The sequence below is a fragment of the uncultured Granulicatella sp. genome (genome assembly GCF_963516875.1).
Taxonomy (GTDB): domain Bacteria; phylum Bacillota; class Bacilli; order Lactobacillales; family Aerococcaceae; genus Granulicatella.
Genome location: NZ_CAUQCL010000002.1, coordinates 85,256 through 108,476 on the forward strand (window position 1 = coordinate 85,256; position 23,221 = coordinate 108,476).

The 23,221-nt window shown below is 31.1% G+C and carries 22 protein-coding genes; all 22 read left to right on the forward strand.

Features of this window, described 5'->3' with window-relative positions:
- Positions 1-15: 15 nt before the first annotated feature.
- The 22 genes from RWM24_RS01235 (at position 16) to RWM24_RS01340 (ending at position 23,169) form a co-directional block, all read left to right on the forward strand.
- Complete coding sequence (locus RWM24_RS01235) at positions 16-702, forward strand: chain-length determining protein (protein WP_314110796.1); 687 nt, start codon at positions 16-18, stop codon at positions 700-702.
- A gap of 5 nt (positions 703-707) precedes the next feature.
- Positions 708-1,370 carry a CpsD/CapB family tyrosine-protein kinase gene (locus RWM24_RS01240; RefSeq protein WP_314110798.1) on the forward strand — a complete coding sequence of 221 codons (663 nt, stop codon included), beginning with the start codon at positions 708-710 and terminating at the stop codon, positions 1,368-1,370.
- A 30-nt stretch (positions 1,371-1,400) separates the two neighbouring features.
- On the forward strand, positions 1,401-2,501 hold the full coding sequence (locus RWM24_RS01245) for an EpsG family protein (protein ID WP_314110800.1): 1,101 nt from the start codon (positions 1,401-1,403) through the stop codon (positions 2,499-2,501).
- Positions 2,502-2,515: 14 nt separating this feature from the next.
- Positions 2,516-3,331, forward strand: coding sequence for a glycosyltransferase (locus RWM24_RS01250; RefSeq protein WP_314110802.1), 816 nt, complete (start codon positions 2,516-2,518; stop codon positions 3,329-3,331).
- 9 nt (positions 3,332-3,340) lie between these two features.
- Entirely contained in the window at positions 3,341-4,423 is a 1,083-nt protein-coding gene (locus RWM24_RS01255) for a glycosyltransferase (protein WP_314110804.1), read from the forward strand.
- Positions 4,424-4,444: 21 nt separating this feature from the next.
- Positions 4,445-5,425 carry a glycosyltransferase family A protein gene (locus RWM24_RS01260; RefSeq protein ID WP_314110806.1) on the forward strand — a complete coding sequence of 327 codons (981 nt, stop codon included), beginning with the start codon at positions 4,445-4,447 and terminating at the stop codon, positions 5,423-5,425.
- A gap of 25 nt (positions 5,426-5,450) precedes the next feature.
- Positions 5,451-6,437 (forward strand): glycosyltransferase, encoded by a 987-nt coding sequence (locus RWM24_RS01265; protein ID WP_314110808.1) that lies wholly within the window; start codon positions 5,451-5,453, stop codon positions 6,435-6,437.
- Positions 6,438-6,439: 2 nt separating this feature from the next.
- Positions 6,440-7,423 (forward strand): glycosyltransferase, encoded by a 984-nt coding sequence (locus RWM24_RS01270; protein WP_314110810.1) that lies wholly within the window; start codon positions 6,440-6,442, stop codon positions 7,421-7,423.
- 12 nt (positions 7,424-7,435) lie between these two features.
- Complete coding sequence (locus RWM24_RS01275) at positions 7,436-8,410, forward strand: glycosyltransferase (RefSeq protein WP_314110811.1); 975 nt, start codon at positions 7,436-7,438, stop codon at positions 8,408-8,410.
- A 1-nt stretch (position 8,411) separates the two neighbouring features.
- Positions 8,412-9,407, forward strand: a complete 996-nt coding sequence (locus tag RWM24_RS01280) for a galactofuranosyltransferase (RefSeq protein ID WP_314110813.1) — start codon at positions 8,412-8,414, stop codon at positions 9,405-9,407.
- Between the two features lie 2 nt (positions 9,408-9,409).
- The gene (locus tag RWM24_RS01285) at positions 9,410-10,375 is read left to right on the forward strand and encodes a capsular polysaccharide synthesis protein (RefSeq protein WP_314110815.1); all 966 of its coding nucleotides are present in this window, start codon (positions 9,410-9,412) and stop codon (positions 10,373-10,375) included.
- Between the two features lie 9 nt (positions 10,376-10,384).
- Positions 10,385-11,926 (forward strand): transporter, encoded by a 1,542-nt coding sequence (locus RWM24_RS01290; RefSeq protein WP_314110817.1) that lies wholly within the window; start codon positions 10,385-10,387, stop codon positions 11,924-11,926.
- Between the two features lie 11 nt (positions 11,927-11,937).
- Positions 11,938-13,047, forward strand: a complete 1,110-nt coding sequence (locus RWM24_RS01295; protein WP_314110819.1) for a glycosyltransferase — start codon at positions 11,938-11,940, stop codon at positions 13,045-13,047.
- Positions 13,048-13,316: 269 nt separating this feature from the next.
- Positions 13,317-14,216: an Rpn family recombination-promoting nuclease/putative transposase gene (locus RWM24_RS01300; protein ID WP_314110821.1), complete on the forward strand. Its 900-nt coding sequence runs from the start codon at positions 13,317-13,319 to the stop codon at positions 14,214-14,216.
- 12 nt (positions 14,217-14,228) lie between these two features.
- Complete coding sequence (locus RWM24_RS01305) at positions 14,229-14,450, forward strand: hypothetical protein (protein ID WP_314110822.1); 222 nt, start codon at positions 14,229-14,231, stop codon at positions 14,448-14,450.
- 1,201 nt (positions 14,451-15,651) lie between these two features.
- Positions 15,652-16,356, forward strand: a complete 705-nt coding sequence (locus tag RWM24_RS01310) for an AzlC family ABC transporter permease (RefSeq protein WP_314110824.1) — start codon at positions 15,652-15,654, stop codon at positions 16,354-16,356.
- Positions 16,353-16,682 carry an AzlD domain-containing protein gene (locus RWM24_RS01315; protein ID WP_314110825.1) on the forward strand — a complete coding sequence of 110 codons (330 nt, stop codon included), beginning with the start codon at positions 16,353-16,355 and terminating at the stop codon, positions 16,680-16,682. Before RWM24_RS01310 ends, RWM24_RS01315 begins: the two co-directional genes overlap by 4 nt.
- 142 nt (positions 16,683-16,824) lie before the next feature.
- On the forward strand, positions 16,825-17,622 hold the full coding sequence (locus RWM24_RS01320) for a TIGR00282 family metallophosphoesterase (RefSeq protein WP_314110827.1): 798 nt from the start codon (positions 16,825-16,827) through the stop codon (positions 17,620-17,622).
- A 20-nt stretch (positions 17,623-17,642) separates the two neighbouring features.
- The gene (mutS, locus tag RWM24_RS01325; RefSeq protein WP_314110829.1) at positions 17,643-20,255 is read left to right on the forward strand and encodes a DNA mismatch repair protein MutS; all 2,613 of its coding nucleotides are present in this window, start codon (positions 17,643-17,645) and stop codon (positions 20,253-20,255) included.
- Between the two features lie 4 nt (positions 20,256-20,259).
- Positions 20,260-22,248 (forward strand): DNA mismatch repair endonuclease MutL, encoded by a 1,989-nt coding sequence (gene mutL, locus RWM24_RS01330; protein ID WP_314110830.1) that lies wholly within the window; start codon positions 20,260-20,262, stop codon positions 22,246-22,248.
- Positions 22,249-22,259: 11 nt separating this feature from the next.
- Positions 22,260-22,694 carry a peptide-methionine (R)-S-oxide reductase MsrB gene (gene msrB / locus RWM24_RS01335; protein ID WP_227931537.1) on the forward strand — a complete coding sequence of 145 codons (435 nt, stop codon included), beginning with the start codon at positions 22,260-22,262 and terminating at the stop codon, positions 22,692-22,694.
- A 19-nt stretch (positions 22,695-22,713) separates the two neighbouring features.
- Positions 22,714-23,169, forward strand: a complete 456-nt coding sequence (locus tag RWM24_RS01340) for an 8-oxo-dGTP diphosphatase (protein WP_314110833.1) — start codon at positions 22,714-22,716, stop codon at positions 23,167-23,169.
- Positions 23,170-23,221: the final 52 nt, after the last annotated feature.

The following is a 23,221-nucleotide window of genomic DNA, read 5'->3' on the forward strand; positions in this document are numbered from 1 at the left end:
AGAGGAGTATAAAAAATGGATATTTCTAATAATATGACAAAAATATATAGTGTAATTAAGTCAAAATTATTATTTTTAATCATATTTATTTTATTGGGAGTAGGAGGAGTGACATTGTATACAATGTTTGCAATTACACCTATTTATAGTGTGTCTTCTACTCTTATTTTAAAAATTATGAATAGTGAGAAAAATGATTCTCAAGTGATGGAAGCATTAAATTTATTTCAGAGACAAGCAAAAACATACTTAGAAATTGCAGCATTATCCCCTGTGAAAGAAGCAACAGATAAAGCTTTAGAATTATCGTCGGAAGATGCTTCTAAAATTAAAAGTATTAAATTAACCAACGATTCCGGATCGCAATTAATGACATTAACGATTAAGGCGAGTGATAGAGACTTAGCAGATCAATATATTAAACAATATGTGAAGCAATATAAGCAGTTTACGACGGAAAAGTTTGGTCGTGATGATTTAGCAATTGTATCAGAAGCACAAGGTAGCTTAAGACCAATTTATCCGGTTTTATGGAAAAATATGTTGATTGCATTTGTTGTATTTTCATTTATTGCTTTTAATATTATTTTTATTCGCTATGTAATGAGTGATTCGATTGATTCTTCAGATGAGTTAGAAGAATTAACGGGTGTACCGACACTTGGAATGATTCCAGTAATTGAGAAAAAAGAGAGAAGGTAAGAAATATGTATATTGAAGTTATTCATAATAATAAATCAATAGCATCAGAATCTTTTAAAACATTACGAAGTAATATTCAATTTTCAAATTATGGACAGAGTATTAAAACGATTGTTGTGACCAGTTCTAATCCAAATGAAGGAAAAAGTGAAGTAAGTATTAATCTTGCAGCTTCATTAGCTCAACAAAAGAAAAAAGTTTTGATTATTGATGCAGATATGAGAAAACCCACTCAACATAAAATTATTGGAACAAAAAATACTGTTGGATTGAGTAAATTCTTATTGAGAGAAGTTGGTGCTGAAGCGATTCAACGTTTAAATATTTTAGATGTAAATTTAGATGTTCTAACTTCAGGTCCAATTCCACCTAATCCATCGGAAATGTTGGCAAGTACCACTATGGAACAATGTCTTAAAGCCTTTGTGGATTATTATGATTATGTGATTATTGATACTCCACCTCTACTTGCAGCTACTGATGCTCAAATATTAGCTAGAATTGCAGATGCTACAATTTTAGTTGTAGATAATAAAAGAACTAAAAGAAGACAAATTATTGAAGCAAGAAAACGATTAGATAATGTTGGAGCTAGATTCCTAGGAACAGTTATGAATAAATTAAAATTAACTGATGGGGATAATTATTATTACTATTATGAATATTAATTGATAATACAAACAAAGAAAGGAAACCATATGCTAGTTTATATTTTTATATTTATTTATCTGACTTTTTTGGCGTTCCTCTCTTTGTTTTTTGAGGATAAAAAATCAGAACTTAAATTTTTTATATTTCCAACTTTTATTTTGTTTTTAGTAATTGATGGATTTAGAAAATCTAGTGTAGGAAGTGACTTGCATGTTTATGTATCTATTTTTGAGAAAAATGCTTTGAAACTCCCTGGATTCTCAAATTTTTTTAAGTCTCGCTTTGAATCTGGATATATTTTAAGTAATCAAATTATCCGTAGTTTGACAAATCAATATACCGTATTCTTATTTATTTTTGCCATTATTACCTTATTGATTTGGTTCTATGTTCTGTCAAAGTATTCTAAAAATATATATATTAGTTTAATGATTTATTTTAGTTCTTTAGGGATGTTTCTATATTCTTTCTCAAATATTCGTCAAGGTTTAGCTGTTGCTATTGGTTTCTTGGGATTTTACTTTTTATTTGAAAAGAAAAATATAAGAGGAATTATTTGTATTTTATTAGCTCCAATGTTTCATAGTTCTGGAGTGATTTGTATTTTATTTTTACTTTTAAAGAATGTAAAACTGAATTATAAACACTACAGTGTTCTGCTTTTAATCACTTTAGCGTTATTACCATTTACTAAAATACTTTTTGCAACTATTATTAGTGTTTTTCCTCAATATATCTCATATTTAGAATCCTCTTGGTTTATAGAAAGTAATAAATGGGCTCCAGTGTTATTAACCATTCTGTATGGGTTGATATTTGTATTTGGTGAGTTAGTTATGAAAAACCAACTTTTAACGAAACGAGAAGAAGCGATTAAAACATTATTTTTTATAAATTTAATACTGACAATGACGACATTACAAACGGCATTATTAGAAAGATTTGTTTTTTATATTTCTCCAATCGTAACATTATATATTCCAATGGTTTTGTATAAGATTACAGAGAAAAAGTTAAGATGGATATTGTTCTATGTTACTGTTATTATTTATTTCGTAATTTTATTAGTATTTATTTATTTTAAACCGGAATGGTATCAAATTGTTCCGTATCGTTCGGTTATAACCGATTGGTTGATTGGAAATTAAGAAGAGGTGTATAAATGGAATTTTCAGTTTTAATAACCGTTTATAAAAAAGAAATTCCGGAAAATCTGAGAAAAAGTATCCTGAGTTGTTATCAACAAACTATAAAACCTAAGGAAATTATTTTAATTTGTGATGGAGAATTGACAGCAGCTTTAAATGCAGAAATTAATCTACTAAAAAAAGAAATTCCTGTTTTACTAGTTTATCAATTACCTGAAAATTTAGGATCAGGGCCAACGTCACGCTTTGGAGTAAAAAAATGTCAAACAGAATTGATTGCTAGAATGGATAGCGACGATTACTGTATAGCTACAAGATTTGAAAAACAATTAAAAGTATTCGAAGAAAATCCAAATCTTATTATGGTTGGTTCTAATATTTTAGAGAAGAATACAGAGTTTACTGCATTAAAGAAAGTACCTGAAACTACGGAGGAAATTCGTCGGTATTCGAAAATGAGAAATCCCTTTAATAATCCTTCTAGTATGATGAAAAAAGAGTATATTTTAAAATCGGGTAATTATCGTGAATTTCGATATTTGGAAGATTATGATCTAACGATGAGATTATTACATGATAATCCAACCAAAGATTTTTATAATATTCAAGAACCTTTAGTTGTGATGCAAACAAATGATTCTAGCTATCTAAGAAGAGGCGGACTATTGTATGTGAAGACAGATTTTATTCTACAATTAGATTTTTTTCGTAGAGGAGATATTCATTTATTCGAATTTTTGAGAAATGTTTTTATTCGAAATGTAATTAGATTGTTACCGAATCAGTTTAGAAAATGGATTTATAAAAGAAAATTACGTGAAGAAGTATAGAGGTGAGTGATGAAGTATCGTGTCATGCATGTTTTAGGTGCAGTTGATGGAAGTGCAACAGGAGTTCAGAGTTTCATCAAAAATCATATTCAAGTAGATGATGAAGAATTCGAATACATGGTTGCTGAATCTAATGGAGATGCTCATTTTCCATTCAATCAATATTTAGATAAAATTGGGATTAAGAGAATCGTATTTCCTGAATTAAAGATATCTAAAGTTTTAGAATATTTTAGAGAATGTCGAGAGTTTTATAAAACAAACACTATTGATATTTTACATGTGGATAATCCAATTACGGCTTTTATCCATAATTACTATGCTAAAAAAAATGGCGTTCCGGTTCGAATTTATCATAATCATAATAGTCAGTTTTCAGATACTTGGGTAAAAAGTATTCGAAATCGATTATTAGTTTTTTTAGCATTAAGAAATGCAACGCATCGAATTTCTTGTGGACAATTAGCTGGAGAGAAAATTTTTGGAAATAAATCCTTTCAGATTATTCCGAATGCGATTCAGATTGATACATTTAAGTTTTCTACTATGTATCGAGAAGAAATTCGAAAAGAGTTTCTAATTCCTGAACATCAAAAAGTAGTTGGGATGGTAGGAATGTTAGATACAAGAAAAAATCAGAACTTCTTAATTGAGATTGCTAAAGAGTTACCCGATGTTATTTTCCTATTAGTTGGAGAAGGTCCAAATCGTTCGAAACTGGAAGAAAAATGTACGGGCTTGAAGAATGTTATATTTACAGGAAACAGAAATGATGTATATAAGTTTTATTCAGCTTTTGATATCTTTGCTTTTCCTTCTTTATTTGAAGGTTTTCCGTTGGTTTTAGTTGAAGCACAGTGTGCTGGGCTAAATGTTATTATGAATGAAACCATCGATGTAACTACTCAAATAGTGGATAAACTATGTACTTCTATGCCTTTAGAAAAAAATAAATGGAAAACTTATATTGAACATACACCTGTTTTAGCGAATGAAAGACCTCTTGGAGAAGAATTACAACGATTTAATATCGTTGAAAATTTTCAACAATTAAAAGAATTGTATAAAAAGGGATTGAATGATGCTAAATAATTATTTGAAAGGAAATGACTTATGATTAGTGTAATTGTACCCGTTTATAATGCAGAAAGATATTTAGAAGAATGTCTCAACAGTATTCAACAGCAAAGTTACACAGATATCGAAGTTATATTAGTGAATGATGGATCTACAGATCATTCTAAAACGATTTGTGAGAGATATTGTGAAGAGGATAGTCGATTCTATTTTCTGAATCAAACTAATCAAGGTCAAAGTGTTGCAAGAAACGTTGGTGTAGCAGCTTCAAAAGGGGAGTTTATTGCATTTGTAGATAGCGATGATATCATTCAGAAAAATTATTTAGAAAAGTTAATGCAATATATGACTGAAGAAGTAGATATTGTTGAAAGTAACTTTACTGTATCTAAAAAAGATTTTCTTGTTGAAAATTCTAAAGAAACAACGATTCTATTTGAAGGGAATTCAAATGAAGCGGTAAAAATTTTTCCGAATCATGTTTTAAGTGTTAATCCAGTTACTAAACTTTATAGAAGAGAAATTGTTGAATCGCTACCTTATCCAGAAGGCTTAATTTTTGAAGATATTTATTGTGGTATTGGAATGTTAAAATATATTCGAAAAATTATAAAAATTGATTATATAGGTTATTATTATAGACAACATCAAGCTAGTACGATGCATCAAGATTTTAGTACAAAAAAATTAGATGTATTTACTGTTTGTGACAAATTAGTTGAGCTGTATTCTGATAGGGAGGAACTTCTTCCTTATATTGGGAGTTTCTTAGTACATAAAGCAACAATGCATTATCAGGGAGATATTAAAAAAGGAAACCCATACGCAACATTCTATAATCAAAAATTAGCGGAGTATGTAAACTTAACAAAGAAAAATCCTGAATTAGCCAGAAATACACGGTTTATTAAGCTTTATGATATATGTCCAAAATATTATAATTCGGTAATTTTTCCAATCTATCATTTTCTTTGGAAGTTAAAAAATGGTGTTAAAGAAGTAGAGGTAGAAGAATAATAGTGAATGAGAAGGAAATTATTTTATGATTAGTATAATCGTACCCGTTTATAACGTAGAGGAATATTTAGAAGAATGTCTAGAAAGTATTTACAAGCAAACTTATACAGATATCGAAGTGGTATTAGTTAATGATGGATCTACTGACGGTTCAAAAGAAATTTGTGAGAGATATTGCCAGAAGGATAGTAGGTTTAAGTTGATTAATCAAGAGAATCAAGGACAAAGTGCTGCTAGAAATAATGGAGTAATTGTTTCTACAGGTGAATACATTACTTTTGTGGATAGTGATGATGTTATTTCTACAAAATATGTAGAAATTTTAAATCGCTATATGACTGAAGGAATCGATTTAGTTGAATGTGAATATAGAGCTGTTAGAAGTGTTTTTAATAAACTTAGCCAAAAAGAGAATATTCAAATAGTATTTGAAGGGAATTCGGAAGAGGCAATTATAGAATCTTGTAATTACGGCTTATCATATAGTCCAGTTGTTAAATTATATCGAAGAAATCTATTAGAGAATTTTCCATTTTTAAATGGTGTTATTTTTGAAGATATATATCATGGAGTAGGAATTCTAAAATTTATCCGTAAAATGGTGAAAATAGATTATGTAGGATACCATTATAGAGAACGTTCAAACAGCACGATGCATAGAAAATTTTCTAAGAAAAATTTAGATGTTTTTATTAGTAGTGATAAATTAGTTGAATTGTTCTCTTCGGATAAAAAATTATCCCCCTATATAGGGAAATTTTTAGTTCAAATTGTAACGACTCATCATAATTATTTCACTGAAAAGATTAATCCATACCAATCGATGTATGAAGAAAAATTGAGACAGTATGTCGCAATTGTGGAAGAATCTCCTGAAGTAGCAAGGAGTAGTAAAATGATAAGAATGTATAAATTAGCACCTAGTTTATATCTTCGATACACTTTTCCATTTGTATATAAAACATGGGGAAGGCTGAAACATCTAAAAGAATTAGTGATTAAAGGAGAATAAAATTGGATGTTCATAAATTGATCAGTGTAATTGTACCTGTTTATAATGTGGAAGAATATTTAGAGGAATGTTTAGATAGTATTAAATATCAAACTCATAAAAACATTGAAGTCATATTAGTGAATGATGGTTCAACTGACGGTTCAAAAGAAATATGTGAATTGTATTGTAAAAACGATAGCCGTTTTAAGTTGATTAATCAAGTAAATCAGGGATTGAGTGAAGCGCGTAATGTAGGACTACAAGAATCAGTAGGTGAATATATATTCTTTGTTGATAGCGATGATGTAATTAAAGTCGATATTTTAGAAACGTTGCTAACATTTATGATAGATAATGTCGACATTGTAGGATGTAATTTTTCTTCCAATAAAGAATATTTAACACTCCAAACAAATCCAAACATCGTATTTCAAGGAAATTCTTCTGAGGCTCTTTCAAACTGTCTGAATTATGGAGCAGTTCGCTTTTTTGCGTGGTCTAAACTTTATAGAAGAAACATTGCAGAGGCTGTTCCATTCTTAAAAGGTCTTATTTATGAAGATACTTACACAGGATTTACCAATTTAAAATATATTCGAAATATGGTCGTTATTGATACAATTGGCTATTTTTATAGAGTACGTCAAGATAGTATTATGAGAAAAAAATATAGTGAAAAAAATCTGGATGTTTTTAAAATATGTGATTCATTATTGGAAGAATTCCAAAATCATGAATTATTTCCATATATCGGTAGGTTCACATTTTTGGTAATAATTGAACATCTCCTTTTCTACAACATTCGAAAGAATCATATTTATTATAAGTCTTATTGCGACCATATAAAAAAATATGCAAATATTGCAAAGAAATCATCCGAGGTTCTCAGAAGTTGTAGAATTTTAAGATGGTATTTAAAATGTCCAAAATTTTTTTCACGATACCTTTTCATTTTGTATTTTAAATACATATCTATTGTGAATAAGAAAAAAGCGAATATATAAGGGGTTATAAATTTGATTAGCGTTATTGTACCAGTTTATAATGTTGAAGAATATTTAGAAGAATGTCTTGAAAGTATTAAACGTCAAACCTATACCGATATTGAAGTGATATTAGTCAATGATGGTTCAATAGATAGATCTAAAGAAATTTGTGAGAGGTATTGCGAGAAGGATAGTCGCTTTAAGTTGGTTAATCAAGAAAATAAAGGACTAAGCGGAGCACGTAATCGTGGAATGCTTGAATCTAAGGGTGAATTTATTTCATTTGTTGATAGTGATGATGTTCTTAAAGAGGATATGTTGGAGCAATTGATGAAACAAATGACTTCTGAAGATATTGATATTGTTGAGTGTTGGTATACGAACGAAAAACAAGAATTAGAGTTATCAACACCTAAAAATGTGAAAACTATTTTTCAAGGTGACTCTAAAGAAGCTTTAGTTTCTCTTTGTAAGGATAATATTGTCCGTTTGAATGCAGTCGCAAAACTTTTTCGAAGACAAGTAATAATCAATTTTCCATTTTTAGAAGGTTTATTTTACGAAGATGTTTATGGAGGCATTGGAATTTTAAAACATATTCGTAAAATGGTAAAAATTAATTATATTGGTTATTATTATCGTGTGAGACAAGGCAGTATTATGAATCGAGAATTTAATATAAAAAATTTAGATTTATTTACGATTTGTGATAAGTTGGAGCAATTATATCAAGGTGATACAGATTCACTTGCGTATATTCATCGTCGCTTATTCCATTTAGTTTTGATGCATGTTGTTGATTATCATATATTTGAGGGGAATCCTTATAAAGAAAAATATGTAGAGTATTTAAATCGATATGTAAAGGGATCAAGTCGTTCATTGGTCATGCGAGCGTATCAGTTATTCCCTCAAAATATTGTTTTTATTTCTAGAGTTGCTGGAGCGATTCAATGGAGAGTAGAAAAATATTTTATAAGAGGTTTATGGAAAGGAATGAAGTAGCATGAAATATTACTTAAAAGAATTTTATGCGAAGGAGAATCATGCAGGATCTAAAGCTAGATTAGATGCTGAAAAAATAATGATAGAAGCAGGATATCATCCTTTTTTTCAAAATAATGATTCAAATTCTATTACATTGACTGAAAATGATGTACTAGTTTTACAGTTTCCATTATTATGGCATTCATTAAAAGCGTTAATTTTAACGAAATTATTGAGAAAACGTCAATTCAAAGCTTATCTTCTTATTCATGATATTGAATCACTGAGAAACAGAGCTATTAAATCTTTCCAAGATGTTAAATATGCATTTCTTCATTTTTTGCAAAATAAGACGGTACTAGAAAGAGTGGATGGAATCATTGCACATAATGATAAGATGAAAGATGTACTTGTTCAATTGGGAATACCAGAGAAAAAGATTATTTCATTAGAAATATTTGATTATCTAATTCCTCATTTTGAAGAGAAAAAAACTTATGAGAAGCGTACGGTGGTAGTAGCAGGAAATTTTGATATAAAAAAAGCAAAATATGCAAGACAATTACCTGATAATCCAGAATTTTCGATTTTTGGGATTAACTTTGAAGAAGAGAAACTTCCTCAAAACGTCCATTATAAGGGAGCTTTTTCTCCTGAAGAACTTCCATATTATTTAGAAGGTGGTTTTGGTTTAGTATGGGATGGGGATAGTCCTTATACTTGTAGTGGAATGTTTGGAGAATATTTAAAAATGAATAATCCACATAAAGCTTCTCTCTATTTAGCTTCTGGATTTCCAATTATTGCGTGGAGACAGTCCGCTCTTAGTGACTTTGTGACAAAAAATAATTGCGGAATATTAGTGGATTCTTTATTTGAGATTGCAGAACGTTTAGACTCTATTAGTAATGATGAGTATGAAGAATTGATAAGAAATAGTAAAAAAATAGGAGATAATATTCGTAATGGACATTATCTAAAAGTAGCATTAGAAAAATGTGAAAGGAAATTGTAGAAATGTTGAAACTACAATCGTTACAAGAAAAAATCACTCGATATCATCAGATTTTTAGATACTATGGTCCTAAATTAACGTTCACGTATTATCTTACACAACAATCAAATACTCAATACTATGATTTTAGTAAAAGGATTCTTTTAGATTTTGTACTTAAACTACGAAAAGAATCTAAAATAGACTATTCAAATGATGAGTTGTTAGAAGTGACTTCAGAATTTCCAAAAATGATTTGGACAATGTGGCAACAAGGAGAAGCTAACATGCCTGAGGTAGTAAAAGCTTCAACGAAGACAATAAAGGACTTTGCAAAAAGAAATGGTTGTGAATTTATTTTGTTAACGGATGAAAATCTTGTTGATTTTATAGATATTCCAACCGATATCATAGAAAAGTATAAGAGAAAAGAATTAACTGCTGCGCATTACTCAGATATTATACGATTTAGTCTACTTTATCAATATGGTGGAATATGGATGGATGCAACATTATTTGTATCTCCTTATGCAACATTAGAAATGTTTAAAGGAGAATTTTTTAGTTTGAATCATCCACCGATAATGGCAGAGAAATTGGAACGTGCTATTGGAGATTATAAATGGTCTGGTTTCTTACTAGCAGGGAAAAAAGAAAAATTATATTTTAAACATATTCGGGATTTATATATTTACTTCATCCGTAAATATCCGGTTTTCATTCATTATTTGATGATGGACTATTTTATTTTATCTGAATATGAATTAAATGATGAATTTAAAAACCTAGTGGACGAATTACCAGTCTTAGCTCCTTCTGAGAGAGTATGGTTTTTAAGAGATCATGCTAATGATATTTTTGATGAAAATGTATGGACAGAAGTGTTAAAAACAACACCGATTATGAAAACTACATATAAAATTAATCCAGAGGAATTAATTCCTCAATCTTATTTATATAAACTTTTTTATGGAGAATTAAATGAATAGAGGGAATGCATGAAAAGAAGTAGAACAGAATTTGCCACTTTAAATACAAGTATTGCTCTTGCCATTCAACCATTTTCAGTTATTATTGGATTTATTAACCGAACAATTTTTGTAAGTATTCTTGGGGTAACTTATTTAGGATTAAGTAGTTATTTAACTAGTATCGTATCTATTTTGTCTTTAGCAGAACTAGGAATTGGGGAAGCAATGAGTTACGCTCTTTATTCACCATTAGTTAGAGAAGAACACGGAAAAATTAATGCCTTTATGATATTATTCAAAAAATTATATAGAATAATTGGTGTTTCAATTTTCGTTTTTGGTGGTATTTTATCGCTATTTCTTCCTAATTTAATTAAGGACTATACAATTAATAGTGAATTGTACTGGATCTTTTTTTTATTTATCTTTAATTCGGGTTCCAGTTATTTTTTTGCCTATAAGCGAACATTACTTTATGTTGACCAGAGAAATTATGTTATGAATTTAATTAATTTCGGATTAAATACGCTTCGAGTATTTTTGCAAATAGCTATTCTTATCTTTACCCAAAATTTTATTTTCTATTTATTGATAGAAACTATTCTAAATATAATTGGGAATGTGATCATGTCGTATATTGTGGATCGATTATACAATTATTTGTATAACGAAGAAATTACCCCTATTAATCAAGAAGAAAAAGAAAAATTTATTCGAAATATTAAGGGAAATACTCTGGGGAGTATTGGAGCAAAGATTGTTTTTCAAACAGATAGTATTTTGATGGCAAAATTTATTAATTTGGCAGCGATTGGTATTTATGGGAATTATACTTATGTTTTAGGATTTGTAGCCATGCTAGTGAACACAGTGATGGGTTCCATTACATCTTCTATTGGGAATCTCATTCATTCAGAAGATACAACATTAGAAGCTAAAATCAGTTTTCTAAAAAAATATCAATTTATTGCATTTAGCCTAATTTATTTTGCAAGTATTGGCTACTTATTATTTGTACATCCATTTATTATTATTTGGCTAGGAGAAAACTTATCTTTTAATCAGTGGACTGAGATAGTAATCGTGATTAATTTTTTTCTTACTGCTTATAGACAACCGAATTTAGTATTGATTTCAGTACATGGATTAAGTTATGAGCAAAATAAAAAAGTTATTGCAGAAATTTTACTAAATATTTTTCTTTCTCTATACTTTTTAATAGTTCTAGAGTTAGGAGTAGCCGGAATATTGTTAGGAACAATCGGATCAACATTACTGACTTGTACTTGGTATGAACCGTATAGCGTATTTAAGTATGGGTTAAAAACTTCCTCAAAAGAATATTTTAGAACGATGATCCAACATTTCATTTTAGCGGGATTAAGTATTTTATTTTTTAGTTTGTTGGATTATTATTTGTTAACCCAATTAGATTTCATTTATAGTTTGGTCATAAAAATTATTCTTTATCTAATAGTATTGGCTATCTACATTCTTATATTCAGAAATCATGAAGGTGGAAGAAAAATTATTCTGATGATTCAAAAAGTATTAAAGTTGAAAAAATAAGGAGAAAATTTATGAAAAGAATATTAGTTTGTGGTTTAATTCCAGATATTGGAGGATTAGAAAAAATTGTTGTAGATTTTTATAATCATATTGATACATCAGAATTTGAACTGGAATTTTTATTACAAGGTCCTGAAGATGTTGATTTTAGTGAGCATTTTAAGAAACTTTGCCGAAATAAGATAGTTTTTCATAGAATTTCTAAGTTAAGACCTCATATAAAACAGGCATTAAAAGAATGGGATATTTTCTTTAAAGAAAATGCGCATCGTTATGATATTTTATGGTCGAATCAAAATGGCTTGACTCACTTAGAATTTTTAAAATTAGCTAAAAAATATGGCATTGAAAAAAGAATTGTACATGGACATTGTGCCACAGCTGATAAATTTTATCGTTTTATCCATCCTATTAATCGACTTTTTGTTGGAAAATATGCAACTGATTTTTGGGCATGTGGTACAGAAGCGTTGAATCATTTTTATCACGGTCGAGAACGGGAAAAAGCCTTAGTGATTCATAATGCAATTGAAGTAGAAAAGTTTTTATATGATGAAGAAAAAAAAGTTCAACTTCGACAGGAATATCATATTCCAGAAGATTATTTAGTAGTAGGACAAGTTTCTCGTTTATATGAAAAACAAAAAAATCAAAGTTTTTGTGTGAAGGTTTTTTCTGAATTAGTAAAAAAAGAACCGAATTCTCGTTTAATTTTTATAGGAAAAGGAGATACTTCTTTTTTACAAAATTTGGCAGAACAATATGGAGTAGCCGATAAAGTCATTTTTACAGGATTGAAAAGCAATATTGGTGAAATGTTAAATTTACTAGATGTCTTCTTCTTTCCATCTAATTTTGAAGGATTACCCATTGTATTAATTGAAGCTCAAGCCAATGGATTACCCGTTGTCACAGCAAGTCATTTACCAGATGCGAAGATTTTGGAGAATTACGATAATAGCTTGTCGTTAAAGGATTCTCTTGAAAAATGGGTAGATAAAATTTTAGCTGTTCGCCATAGTCGAGAAATGGATACTGAAAAAGTAAAAAATCAAATTGTAGAAGCAGATTATGAGATTGAATCTGCAACTCGGAATTTAGAGAAGTTATTTAAGAAGTAATGAAGTGAAACAGAAAAGTATTTGTATTGGTAAAAAGCTTGCAATAAATATTAAAAGTTGTTACAACCTAATCAATTGATGAGGAGTAACAACTTTTTTATTCTTTGGTAATTCCTTTAGCTTTTGTGTATCTTTCGTAATTTATTTTAAAGTTTTTGCAAATAAAAAAATATTTTTCGTCTTTTTTTGCGTATTTATAGAGTGAAGTGTAATTTCTGGTGAAAGTCACTGGGAGATGCTTAAAATAAATAGAGAGAGGACGAAATTATATGAAAGAGAGAATTGAAGGGGCAAGACCAATGATGGACTTAATGGCAAAGAAGATTTTTAGTAATACATTAGTTACTGCGCAGTTTATAAGAGACATATTTGATTTACCAGTTGAAAGCGTAAAAATTTTAGAAAGTACACAAATTCATGAATTTTATTTGGATGAATTTCCGTATTCAACCCATATTGATGTTTTGGCAGAGCTAGATGATCACACACAAATTATTATTGAAATACAAGTAGCCTTACAGATTGACTTTATCAAACGTTTATGCTTATATTTATGTGAACAAGTTTCTAAAAATATGAATATGCATAAAAAAGATGGTACGCAAACCTATCATCTCGCAAAAGAAATGATTCCAGTATATGCCATTGCGATTACACAGGAACGATATTTTGAAGATGATCGTATGTATCATTCATTTAGCTTAAGAGATGATGAATCCTACGAAGAATTAAAAGTATATTTTAAAGGAATCAAAGAAAAACGTAACTTAATGCGTATGGCATTTTTAGAATTAGATAAATATGATCCAACTAAAATAAAACACTATAGGAAAGTTCGATGGATTGAGTTTTTTGGGAACAAACCTTATACACAAAATCCTGAGACAATTTTAGAAACAGCTGACATGATTATGAATCGAACTGGCTGGACGGAGGAGGAACAAACGATGTATGATGATCGAACAAGAAAACTAGATGGCTACTATGCGCATTTAGAGTATGTCGCAGAAGAAAAAGAATTGGCAAGAATGGAAGGAATTGAAGAAGGAATAGAAAAAGGAGCAATCACAACTATTGTCGGTTTAATCAAAGATGGTATTCTTACAATCGAAAGTGGGGCAAAGAGATTAAATATGTCAGAGTCGGAATTGACTGCATACTTATTGTAGGAGGAACGAACGATGTATGATAATCGAACAAGAAAACTGGATGGCTACTATGCGTATTTAGAATATGTCGCAGAAGAAAAACAACTAGCAAGAATGGAAGGAATCGAAGAAGGAATAGAAAAAGGTGCCATCTTAACCATTGTTGGATTGATAAATAAAGGACTTTTGTCTATTGAAAATGGAGCTCAACAGTTAAACATATCAGAATCAGAATTAACTGCGTACTTATCGTAGGAGGAATAAACGATGTATGAAATTTGAATAAGAAAATTAGGCAGATAAGATTATTTCTGTTCGACATAGTTGAGAAATGAATACAAGAAAAGTGAAAAGAAATATGGACGAAACGGGATATGAAATTGAATCACCAACTCGGAATTTAGAGAAGTTATTTAAGGAGTAATGAAGTGAAACAAAAAAGTATTTGTATTGGTAAAAAGCTTGTTTACAATATATTGTGAGCAAGCTTTTTATTTGAGAAAGTAAAATAGAGCGAATAAAAGTTTTGGGAATTTATACTCTAAACTTATGAAAAATAAAAGTTTTAGGAATTGATTACTTAAACTTTAAGGATTAGGGATTAAGCGTATAAAGTAATCAAAGAGGAGAGATACTATGTTCCGTAATATCCGTAATGAAAGAAAGTTAAAAATATAAGAATTTTAATTTTAAAAGTGTTCATTTTTTTGTAGCATTTATATGGGTTAAAAAATTTAATCAGTGAAAAAACGTGAATATAGTATAAAAGGTAGCAGAATAATCTTTTTTAGTCATGAGACCGTATAGACTGCTGATAACCTCGCAAATAAAAAGTATTTTCTTCTTACTTTTATTACGTATTAATTTTTTTATAAAAAAATTGGTGTTTGACAATTTACAGAAATCAAATGTCTCTTAAATCATGATTTAATAATGTTTTAGGAGTTTTATTTTCGAGTCGGAAAATGCGTACTTTTTTGTTTGTGTTTTATTGAGACATTATCACTTGTGTTTGACAGGGGAAAAATATATTTTGTGAAACATATTGAAATAATTTATTAAAAATAATACAATATAAACAACTTAAAGAGACGCTCTAAAGAGCATTAAGTAATGGAGGCATTACTTTCGATAAAAAACCAGCATTTTGTGCTGTTTTTTTTGGTGTTCAAACTATCAGCTAGAAATACGTTTAAGAATATAAAATACAAGAAGAAAAATTTCTTTGTAGTGAAAGTGAAAAAATCTAATTTTTAATAGATTTTTTTACAAGGTAAAATTCGAGACCAAGGCTCGAATTTTAGCCAAGAGACACCAAAGGTGGCTACTGGCGACCTCACAACAAAGGGAGTTTTTCTTCTTGTATTTTATTCCGTTATTTCCATAGTTATTAGTTGCAAGCTAGTAGAAGATTAGGTACACTGTCATTTGTATATGAAAGAAAAGGAGTTTAGAAATGAAGGAATGGAAACAAGCATTTAAATTATCATTACCAATTTTCTTTGGTTATTTATTTTTAGGGATTGCTTTTGCCATATTAATGGTACAAGATGGTTATTCTGGTTGGTGGGCAATTTTTTCTAGTATTTTTATGTATGCAGGTTCAATGCAATTTGCCATTGTTAGCTTTATGAATGCTGGTTTGGGTCTTGGGATGATTGCGATTATGACCTTGTTAATCAATGCTCGTATGATGTTTTACGGTATTAGTTTTATTGAATTATTTAAGAGATTAGGATGGAAAGCATTCTATTTAATTTTCGCATTATCAGATGAAACATTTTCTGTTATGGTTGGTATGAAACAAGAGGAAGAGGGAACTTATTCTGATATTGTCCATGTCTATCTTGCCTTTTTGAATCATGTGTACTGGGTATTCGGAACAATGGTGGGTGTTATCGCAGGAAACTTTATTCCATTTTCAGCAAAAGGAATTGATTTTTCAATGACGGCATTATTCGTTCTAATTGTGGTCAATCAAATCATGCAAAGTGATCGTTATTATCCATTCTTAATCGGTGGAAGTAGTGCATTGTTCTGGTTAATTACAGTAGGTCCAAAATACTTCTTATTACCAAGCTTAGCTTGTACAGTTATTTTATTAATGATAATTTTTGAAAGAAATATGAAACACAAATTGAAGGAGGAAGTATCAAAATGACACCAATGATGATTTTTTTAAGCATGATGGTTGCAATGATTGTGACATTCGGATTGAGATTATTCCCTTATGTCATGTTCCGTCATCATGATGTATTACCTCCTCGCTTACAATTTATTGCGCAAGTATTGCCTAAAGCTATTATGACAACATTAGTCATTTATTGTGTTAAAGATGTAGCATGGACACAAGCACCATTTGGGGCTGCAGAACTTATTAGTATTGCTTGTGTAGTAGTATTACATTGGTGGAAGCAAAATACATTATTAAGTATTTTTGTTCCAACGATGATTTATATGATTTTAGTTCAAGTTGTATTTGTATAAATAGTTATTGAAAACTCTTAAGGTCTGGGTGAGGACTTTAAGAGTTTTTTTGCACTCCAACTAAAATTCTTTCAGCAAAACACTATCATTTCAAAACATTTGTTGTTACACTAATAGAAGATGAAATAGAAAGAGGAGTCACATGAAGTTATTATTTGTTGGAGACGTTGTTGGTGCTCCAGGTCGTCAAGCAATTGAAGATTATTTACCAAAATTAAAGAAAAAATATAAACCTCAAGTAACAATTGTTAATGGAGAAAATGCTGCGAATGGAAAGGGCATTACGGAGAAAATTTATAAGCAATTATTACAAGCGGGTGCAGATGTTGTGACATTAGGAAACCATGCTTTTGATAATCGGGATATTTTTGAATTTATTGATGATGCTAAGAAAATGGTTCGTCCAGCGAATTATCCAGCAGGAGTTCCAGGGCAAGGGATGGTATTTGTTAAGTGTAATCAAATGGAAGTCTGTGTCATTAACTTACAAGGTCGTGTCTTTATGAATACATTAGATGATCCATTCCAAGTCATTCAGTCACTGATTGAAACAGCTCGTAAGAGAACGCCTATTATTTTTGTGGATTTTCATGCGGAAGTAACAAGTGAAAAACAAGCGATGGGTTGGTTTTTAGATGGAAAAGTGACTGCAGTCATTGGAACTCATACGCATGTTCAAACGAATGATGCTCGTATTTTACCAGAGGGAACGGCTGTGATGTGTGATGTGGGGATGACAGGCCCTTATAATGGAATTTTAGGAATGGAAAGAGAAGCGATTATTGGTAAATTTTTAAACCAATTGCCAACACGATTTGAAGTATCTGATCCTGATGATGTGCAATTATCCGCTTGTTTTATTGAATGCGATGATGCAACGGGAAAAGTGAAGAAAATTTTACCGATTAAAATTTCACCAGATCAACCATTTATGGAATAATAAAGGAGAAAATTTTACGAATGCCTCAAAAAACGAAGAGAACACCTATGATGGAACAATATTTTTCGATTAAGGAACAATATCCGGATTGTTTATTGTTTTATCGTTTGGGAGATTTTTATGAATTATTTTATGATGATGCGCTAGAAGCCGCACGTATATTAGAAATTACACTGACGTGTCGAAATAAAAATGCAGAAGATCCAATTCCGATGTGTGGAGTTCCTCATCATTCTGCTAAAGAATATATTCGAACATTAATTGAATATGGAAAGAAAGTTGCCATTTGTGAGCAATTAGAAGATCCTAAATTTACTAAAGGAATGGTCAAAAGAGATGTTGTTCAAGTTTTAACGCCTGGGACGTATACGGAATATTCTCAACAACATGCGAATAACTATTTAATAGCATTAAAGCCATTATCGAAAGATTCTTATGCGTTAGGATATGTTGATGTTGCAACAGGGGAATTAAAAGGGACTCGTGTGCAATCAATGGAAGAAGTTCGTAGTGAATGCTCGAGTTTGAAAACGAGAGAATTAGTGAAAGTAGGAGATTTTTCTTCTGAAGCATTAGAAGAAATGTGTTTGTATTTTGATATTTTACAATCTACCTTACAAACTGAAGAGATTCAAAAAGGAAGTTTCGATGCGTTATTAGAAGATATCGAGCAAGAAGATGTCTATGAAGTTCTGGAAGGTTTATTATCTTACTTAGCGAAAACTCAAAAGAAAAGCTTCACTCATCTGCAAAAAGCGAGTTACTATGAACGAGACTTTTACTTATTCATGAACTATGAAGCGAAAAGAAATTTAGAGTTAACAAGTACGATTCGAACTCAGCAAAAACAAGGTTCGCTTTATTGGTTCCTTGATGAAACTCAGACAGCAATGGGAGCTCGTTTATTAAAACAATGGATTGAAAAACCATTAGTGCTTCAAACTGAGATTGAAGAACGACATGATTTAGTTGAAAGTTTGAAGCAACATTATTTTGAACGTATTGATTTTATTGAAGCTTTAAAAGGTGTGTATGATTTAGAGCGCATTGTTGGGAAAGTTTCATTTGGAACAGCCAATGCAAGAGATTTATTACAATTAAAACAAACTTTGGCGAAAGTTCCTGTGTTTAGAGCGATTGCCGATAGTTTGAATCATCCGAAATGGCAAAAGTTAAAACAACAATTACATGCGATTCCAGAATTATATGAACACATTGAAAGAGCGATTGATGAAGATGCACCAGTCTCTTTATCAGATGGGAATATCATTAAAAAAGGCTATCATGAAACATTAGACCTTTACCGTGAAACAATGGCGCATGGAAAAGAATGGATTGCTCAATTACAACAATCAGAGCGAGAAGCTACAGGGATTAAATCCTTAAAAATCAGTTATAATAAAGTGTTCGGTTATTATATCGAAGTGACAAAAGCGAATCTTTCTCAATTAGACGATAGTCGCTATGAACGAAAACAAACTTTAAGTAATGCAGAACGTTTTATTACACCTGAATTAAAAGAAAAAGAAGCATTGATTTTAGAAGCAGAAGAGAAATCAAGTTTACTAGAATATGAATTATTTGTGGCTGTTCGTGAAGAAGTGAAAACTTATACGGAACAATTACAAGAATTAGCAAAAGCAGTTGCTACGATTGATGTACTGCAATCATTTAGTACCGTGAGTGAAGCGTATCAATTAGTAAGACCTACGATTTCGTTAATGGATCGTTCGTTAGAAATTATCGATGGTCGTCATCCCGTTGTTGAAAAAGTGATGGGACGATCTAGTTATGTTCCTAATTCGATTCAAATGACACCGGAAGATCATATTTTATTAATTACAGGACCAAATATGTCTGGAAAATCAACTTATATGAGACAGTTAGCGCTTTGTGTGATTCTATCTCAAATTGGTTGCTTTGTTCCTGCGATAAGTGCAAAAATTCCAATTTTTACGAAAATCTTTACACGAATTGGTGCCGCAGATGATTTAATTTCAGGTCAAAGTACCTTCATGGTAGAAATGATGGAAACTAATACAGCACTACGTCAAGCTGATCCAACTAGTTTATTATTATTTGATGAAATCGGAAGAGGGACAGCTACCTATGATGGGATGGCTCTTGCTCATGCCATTATTGGCTATATTCATGAACATTTAACTGCGAAAGTCCTTTTCTCAACTCATTATCATGAATTAACCGCTTTAAGTGATACGTATGAAGATTTGAAAAATGTTCATGTAGGAGCAATTGAAAAAGATGGTGAAGTAGTCTTCCTTCATAAAATTATGGAAGGTCCAGCAGATAAGAGTTACGGAATTCATGTTGCTAAATTAGCAGGATTACCTTCATCATTATTAAGTCATGCGGAAAATATTTTAACGATTTTAGAAAACAATTCGCAAGCGAATCTTCAAGAAGAAGCTCCAGTGAAAAAGGCTGAAGTGGAAATTGTAGAAAGTGGTGCTACAGTTGAAGTTCCACGTGTCGAATCAGAACAATTGGATTTATTTACAAGTAATCTCGACCAAGAAGTATTAGAGGAGATAAAATCTGTTCGAGTGATGAATTTAACGCCACTTCAAGCGTTGCAATTTATCGACCAATGGCAAACAAGACTGAAAGGGTGAGTCTATGGGGAAAATTAAGGAATTAAGTGCTTTATTAACCAATCAGATAGCAGCAGGGGAAGTGATTGAACGACCGTCATCTGTTGTCAAAGAATTATTGGAAAATGCAGTAGATGCTGGCAGTACAAGAATTGTCATTGAAATTGAAGAAGCAGGATTAAAACTGATTAGAATCACTGATAACGGTTCAGGGATGAGTCGTGAAGATGCAGTGTTATCGATTCGTCGTCATACAACGAGTAAAATCTACTCACCTGAACAATTATTCCGCATTAAAACATTAGGATTCAGAGGAGAAGCTTTAGCGAGTATTACAGCTGTTTCAAAAGTGACATTAACGACTTCAACAGGAGAAGATGTGGGAACTCAGTTAAAAGTTGAGGCAGGAAATATTGTAGAAGAAACGCAAGTGCCTCCGTTAAAAGGGACGACCATTGAAGTTTCAGATTTATTTTATAATACTCCTGCTCGATTGAAATTTGTTCGAACCCTTCAAACGGAAATTGCTCATATTACTGATGTCGTGAGTAAAATCTCTCTGAGTCATCCAGAAATTTCGATTATTTTAAGAAATGAAGGAAATGAATTAATTCGTACAGCAGGAAATGGCGATTTACGCCAAGCAATTGCCGGGAATTTAGGTCCTACTAATGCTCGTAAAATGTTAGCGTTTAGTGGGGAAGATGACGACTTCACAGTTAGTGGGTATACTTCTTTACCCGAATTAACAAGATCTAACAGAAATTATATTTCGATTTTTATCAATGGTCGTTCAATTCGCAATATTGCCATTTCTAAAGCAATTGTGGCAGGTTATGGTTCTACCTTAATGGTGGGACGTTTTCCAATTACGGTGATTGATATTGAAATGGATTTCCAATTAGTTGATGTCAATGTGCATCCAACAAAGCAAGAAGTTCGTATCAGTAAGGAATTGGAGCTTTCAGCCCTTATTCAAAAAGCGATACATGAATCAATCCAAGGAGTACAGCGTATTCCTGAATCACTAGAAGATTTACCATTTAAACGAAAAACATTGGATTCGACAACTGTTCGACCAGTAGTAGAACAAGAAACATTGAACTTTGACTTAAAACCTGTTCAGCGGTCCATTCGAGTTGAGACTCCCAGCGAGTGGATTCAAGAGGAGGAGACTCCTTCGTATGCAAGTGAAGAGGTGAGTTCTGAAGCTTTACCTTTAGAAACCGAAGAGAGTCCATTTGAGAGAGAACATTCTGAAAAACTAACAGAAGAAATTCCAGTACAAATAACGGTTCATAACAAAAAGGAATGCGAAGATTGTCGTATCGATTTTCACCAAGAAAAAGCGAATTATTGGAAATTATCTCAAGATTTGGATGAAGAGAATTTTGAAACTGATTTTCCAGAATTACATTATTTTGGACAAATGCATGGAACATATTTATTTGCGCAAAATGAAAAAGGTTTATACATGATAGATCAACATGCTGCTCAGGAACGGATTAAATATGAAATTTTTAAAGTGTCCATTGGAGAAGTAGCACCGGTGAGTCAATCATTAATGATTCCGATTGTCATGGAATTTTCTAAAAAAGAAGCGTTAAAATTACAGGAGTCCTTAGAAATGATTCGAGAATTTGGTATTGAAATCGAGCCATTTGGTACGCATACGTTTCAAATTCAGTCTCACCCTAGTTGGATGAAGGAGGGAGAAGAAAAAGAAATTATTGAGGAAATTATTGATTTAGTTCTCTCGAATCAAAAAGTAACCGTGGCTCAGTTACGTAAAGCGACTGCTATTATGATGAGCTGTAAAGGTTCGATTAAAGCGAATCATCGTCTTACAACGCTTGAAGCGGAACAATTATTAGTGGACTTAGCAAAATGTAAAAATCCGTATAATTGTCCTCATGGTAGACCAGTATTAGTTCATTTAAGCAATAAAGATTTAGAAAAATTATTTAAACGAATTCAAGATCCACATCAATCGAAGTGGAAGTTTGAAGATTAGGAGGAAGAAAAATGTCAGATTTTTCAAAAGAAGCATTAAAACAACGATTAACAGAAATTCAATATGAAGTGACTCAAAATGAAGCAACAGAACGTCCTTTTTCAGGAGAATATGATGAATTTTTTGAAGAAGGAATTTATGTAGATGTCGTGAGCGGTGAACCATTATTTAGTTCAAAAGATAAATTTGATGCAGGTTGTGGATGGCCATCATTTTCAAGACCGATTCAAAATACAACATTAACAGAAAAAGAAGACCATAAACTAAATCGTGTTCGCACGGAAGTTCGAAGTCAAAAAGCAGATTCTCACCTAGGGCATGTATTCCCAGATGGGCCTGAAGAGTTAGGTGGATTACGTTATTGTATTAATTCTGCTGCATTAAGATTTATTCCAAAGGCTGATTTAGAAAAAGAAGGCTATGGAGAATTTCTTCAATATTTTTAAAGAGAAATGGAGTTAGAAAATGAGTCGTACTGTTCATACTGAATTGACGAATATGTGTATGATTTATGACCAAGAGGGTAATGTTTTAGTGCAAGAGAAAAATTTGAGTTATGCACAAGGACTAATCTTTCCTGGAGGTCATATTGAACCAATGGAATCGATTGTAGATTCGACCATTCGAGAAATAAAAGAAGAAACGGGGTTAACGATTAGTAATCTAGAGTTTTGTGGAATCAAGGATTGGATTCGACCAGATGGAACACGGTATATTGTCTTTTTATACAAGACAAGTCATTACACGGGTGAACTTCGTTCTTCTTCTGAGGGAGATATGTTTTGGATTTCTTTAGAAGATTTGAAGAAGAGAGAACCATTATGGCATTTGGATCAAATGTTAGACATCTTTGAACAAAAGGGACCTACTGAACTGTTTTTCAATTATGGGGATGAGGAGTATATTCCGGAATTGAAGTAGGACAGAATTTTTATTGGAAACTACGAAAGACTTCCTTTATAGTAGCAAAGGA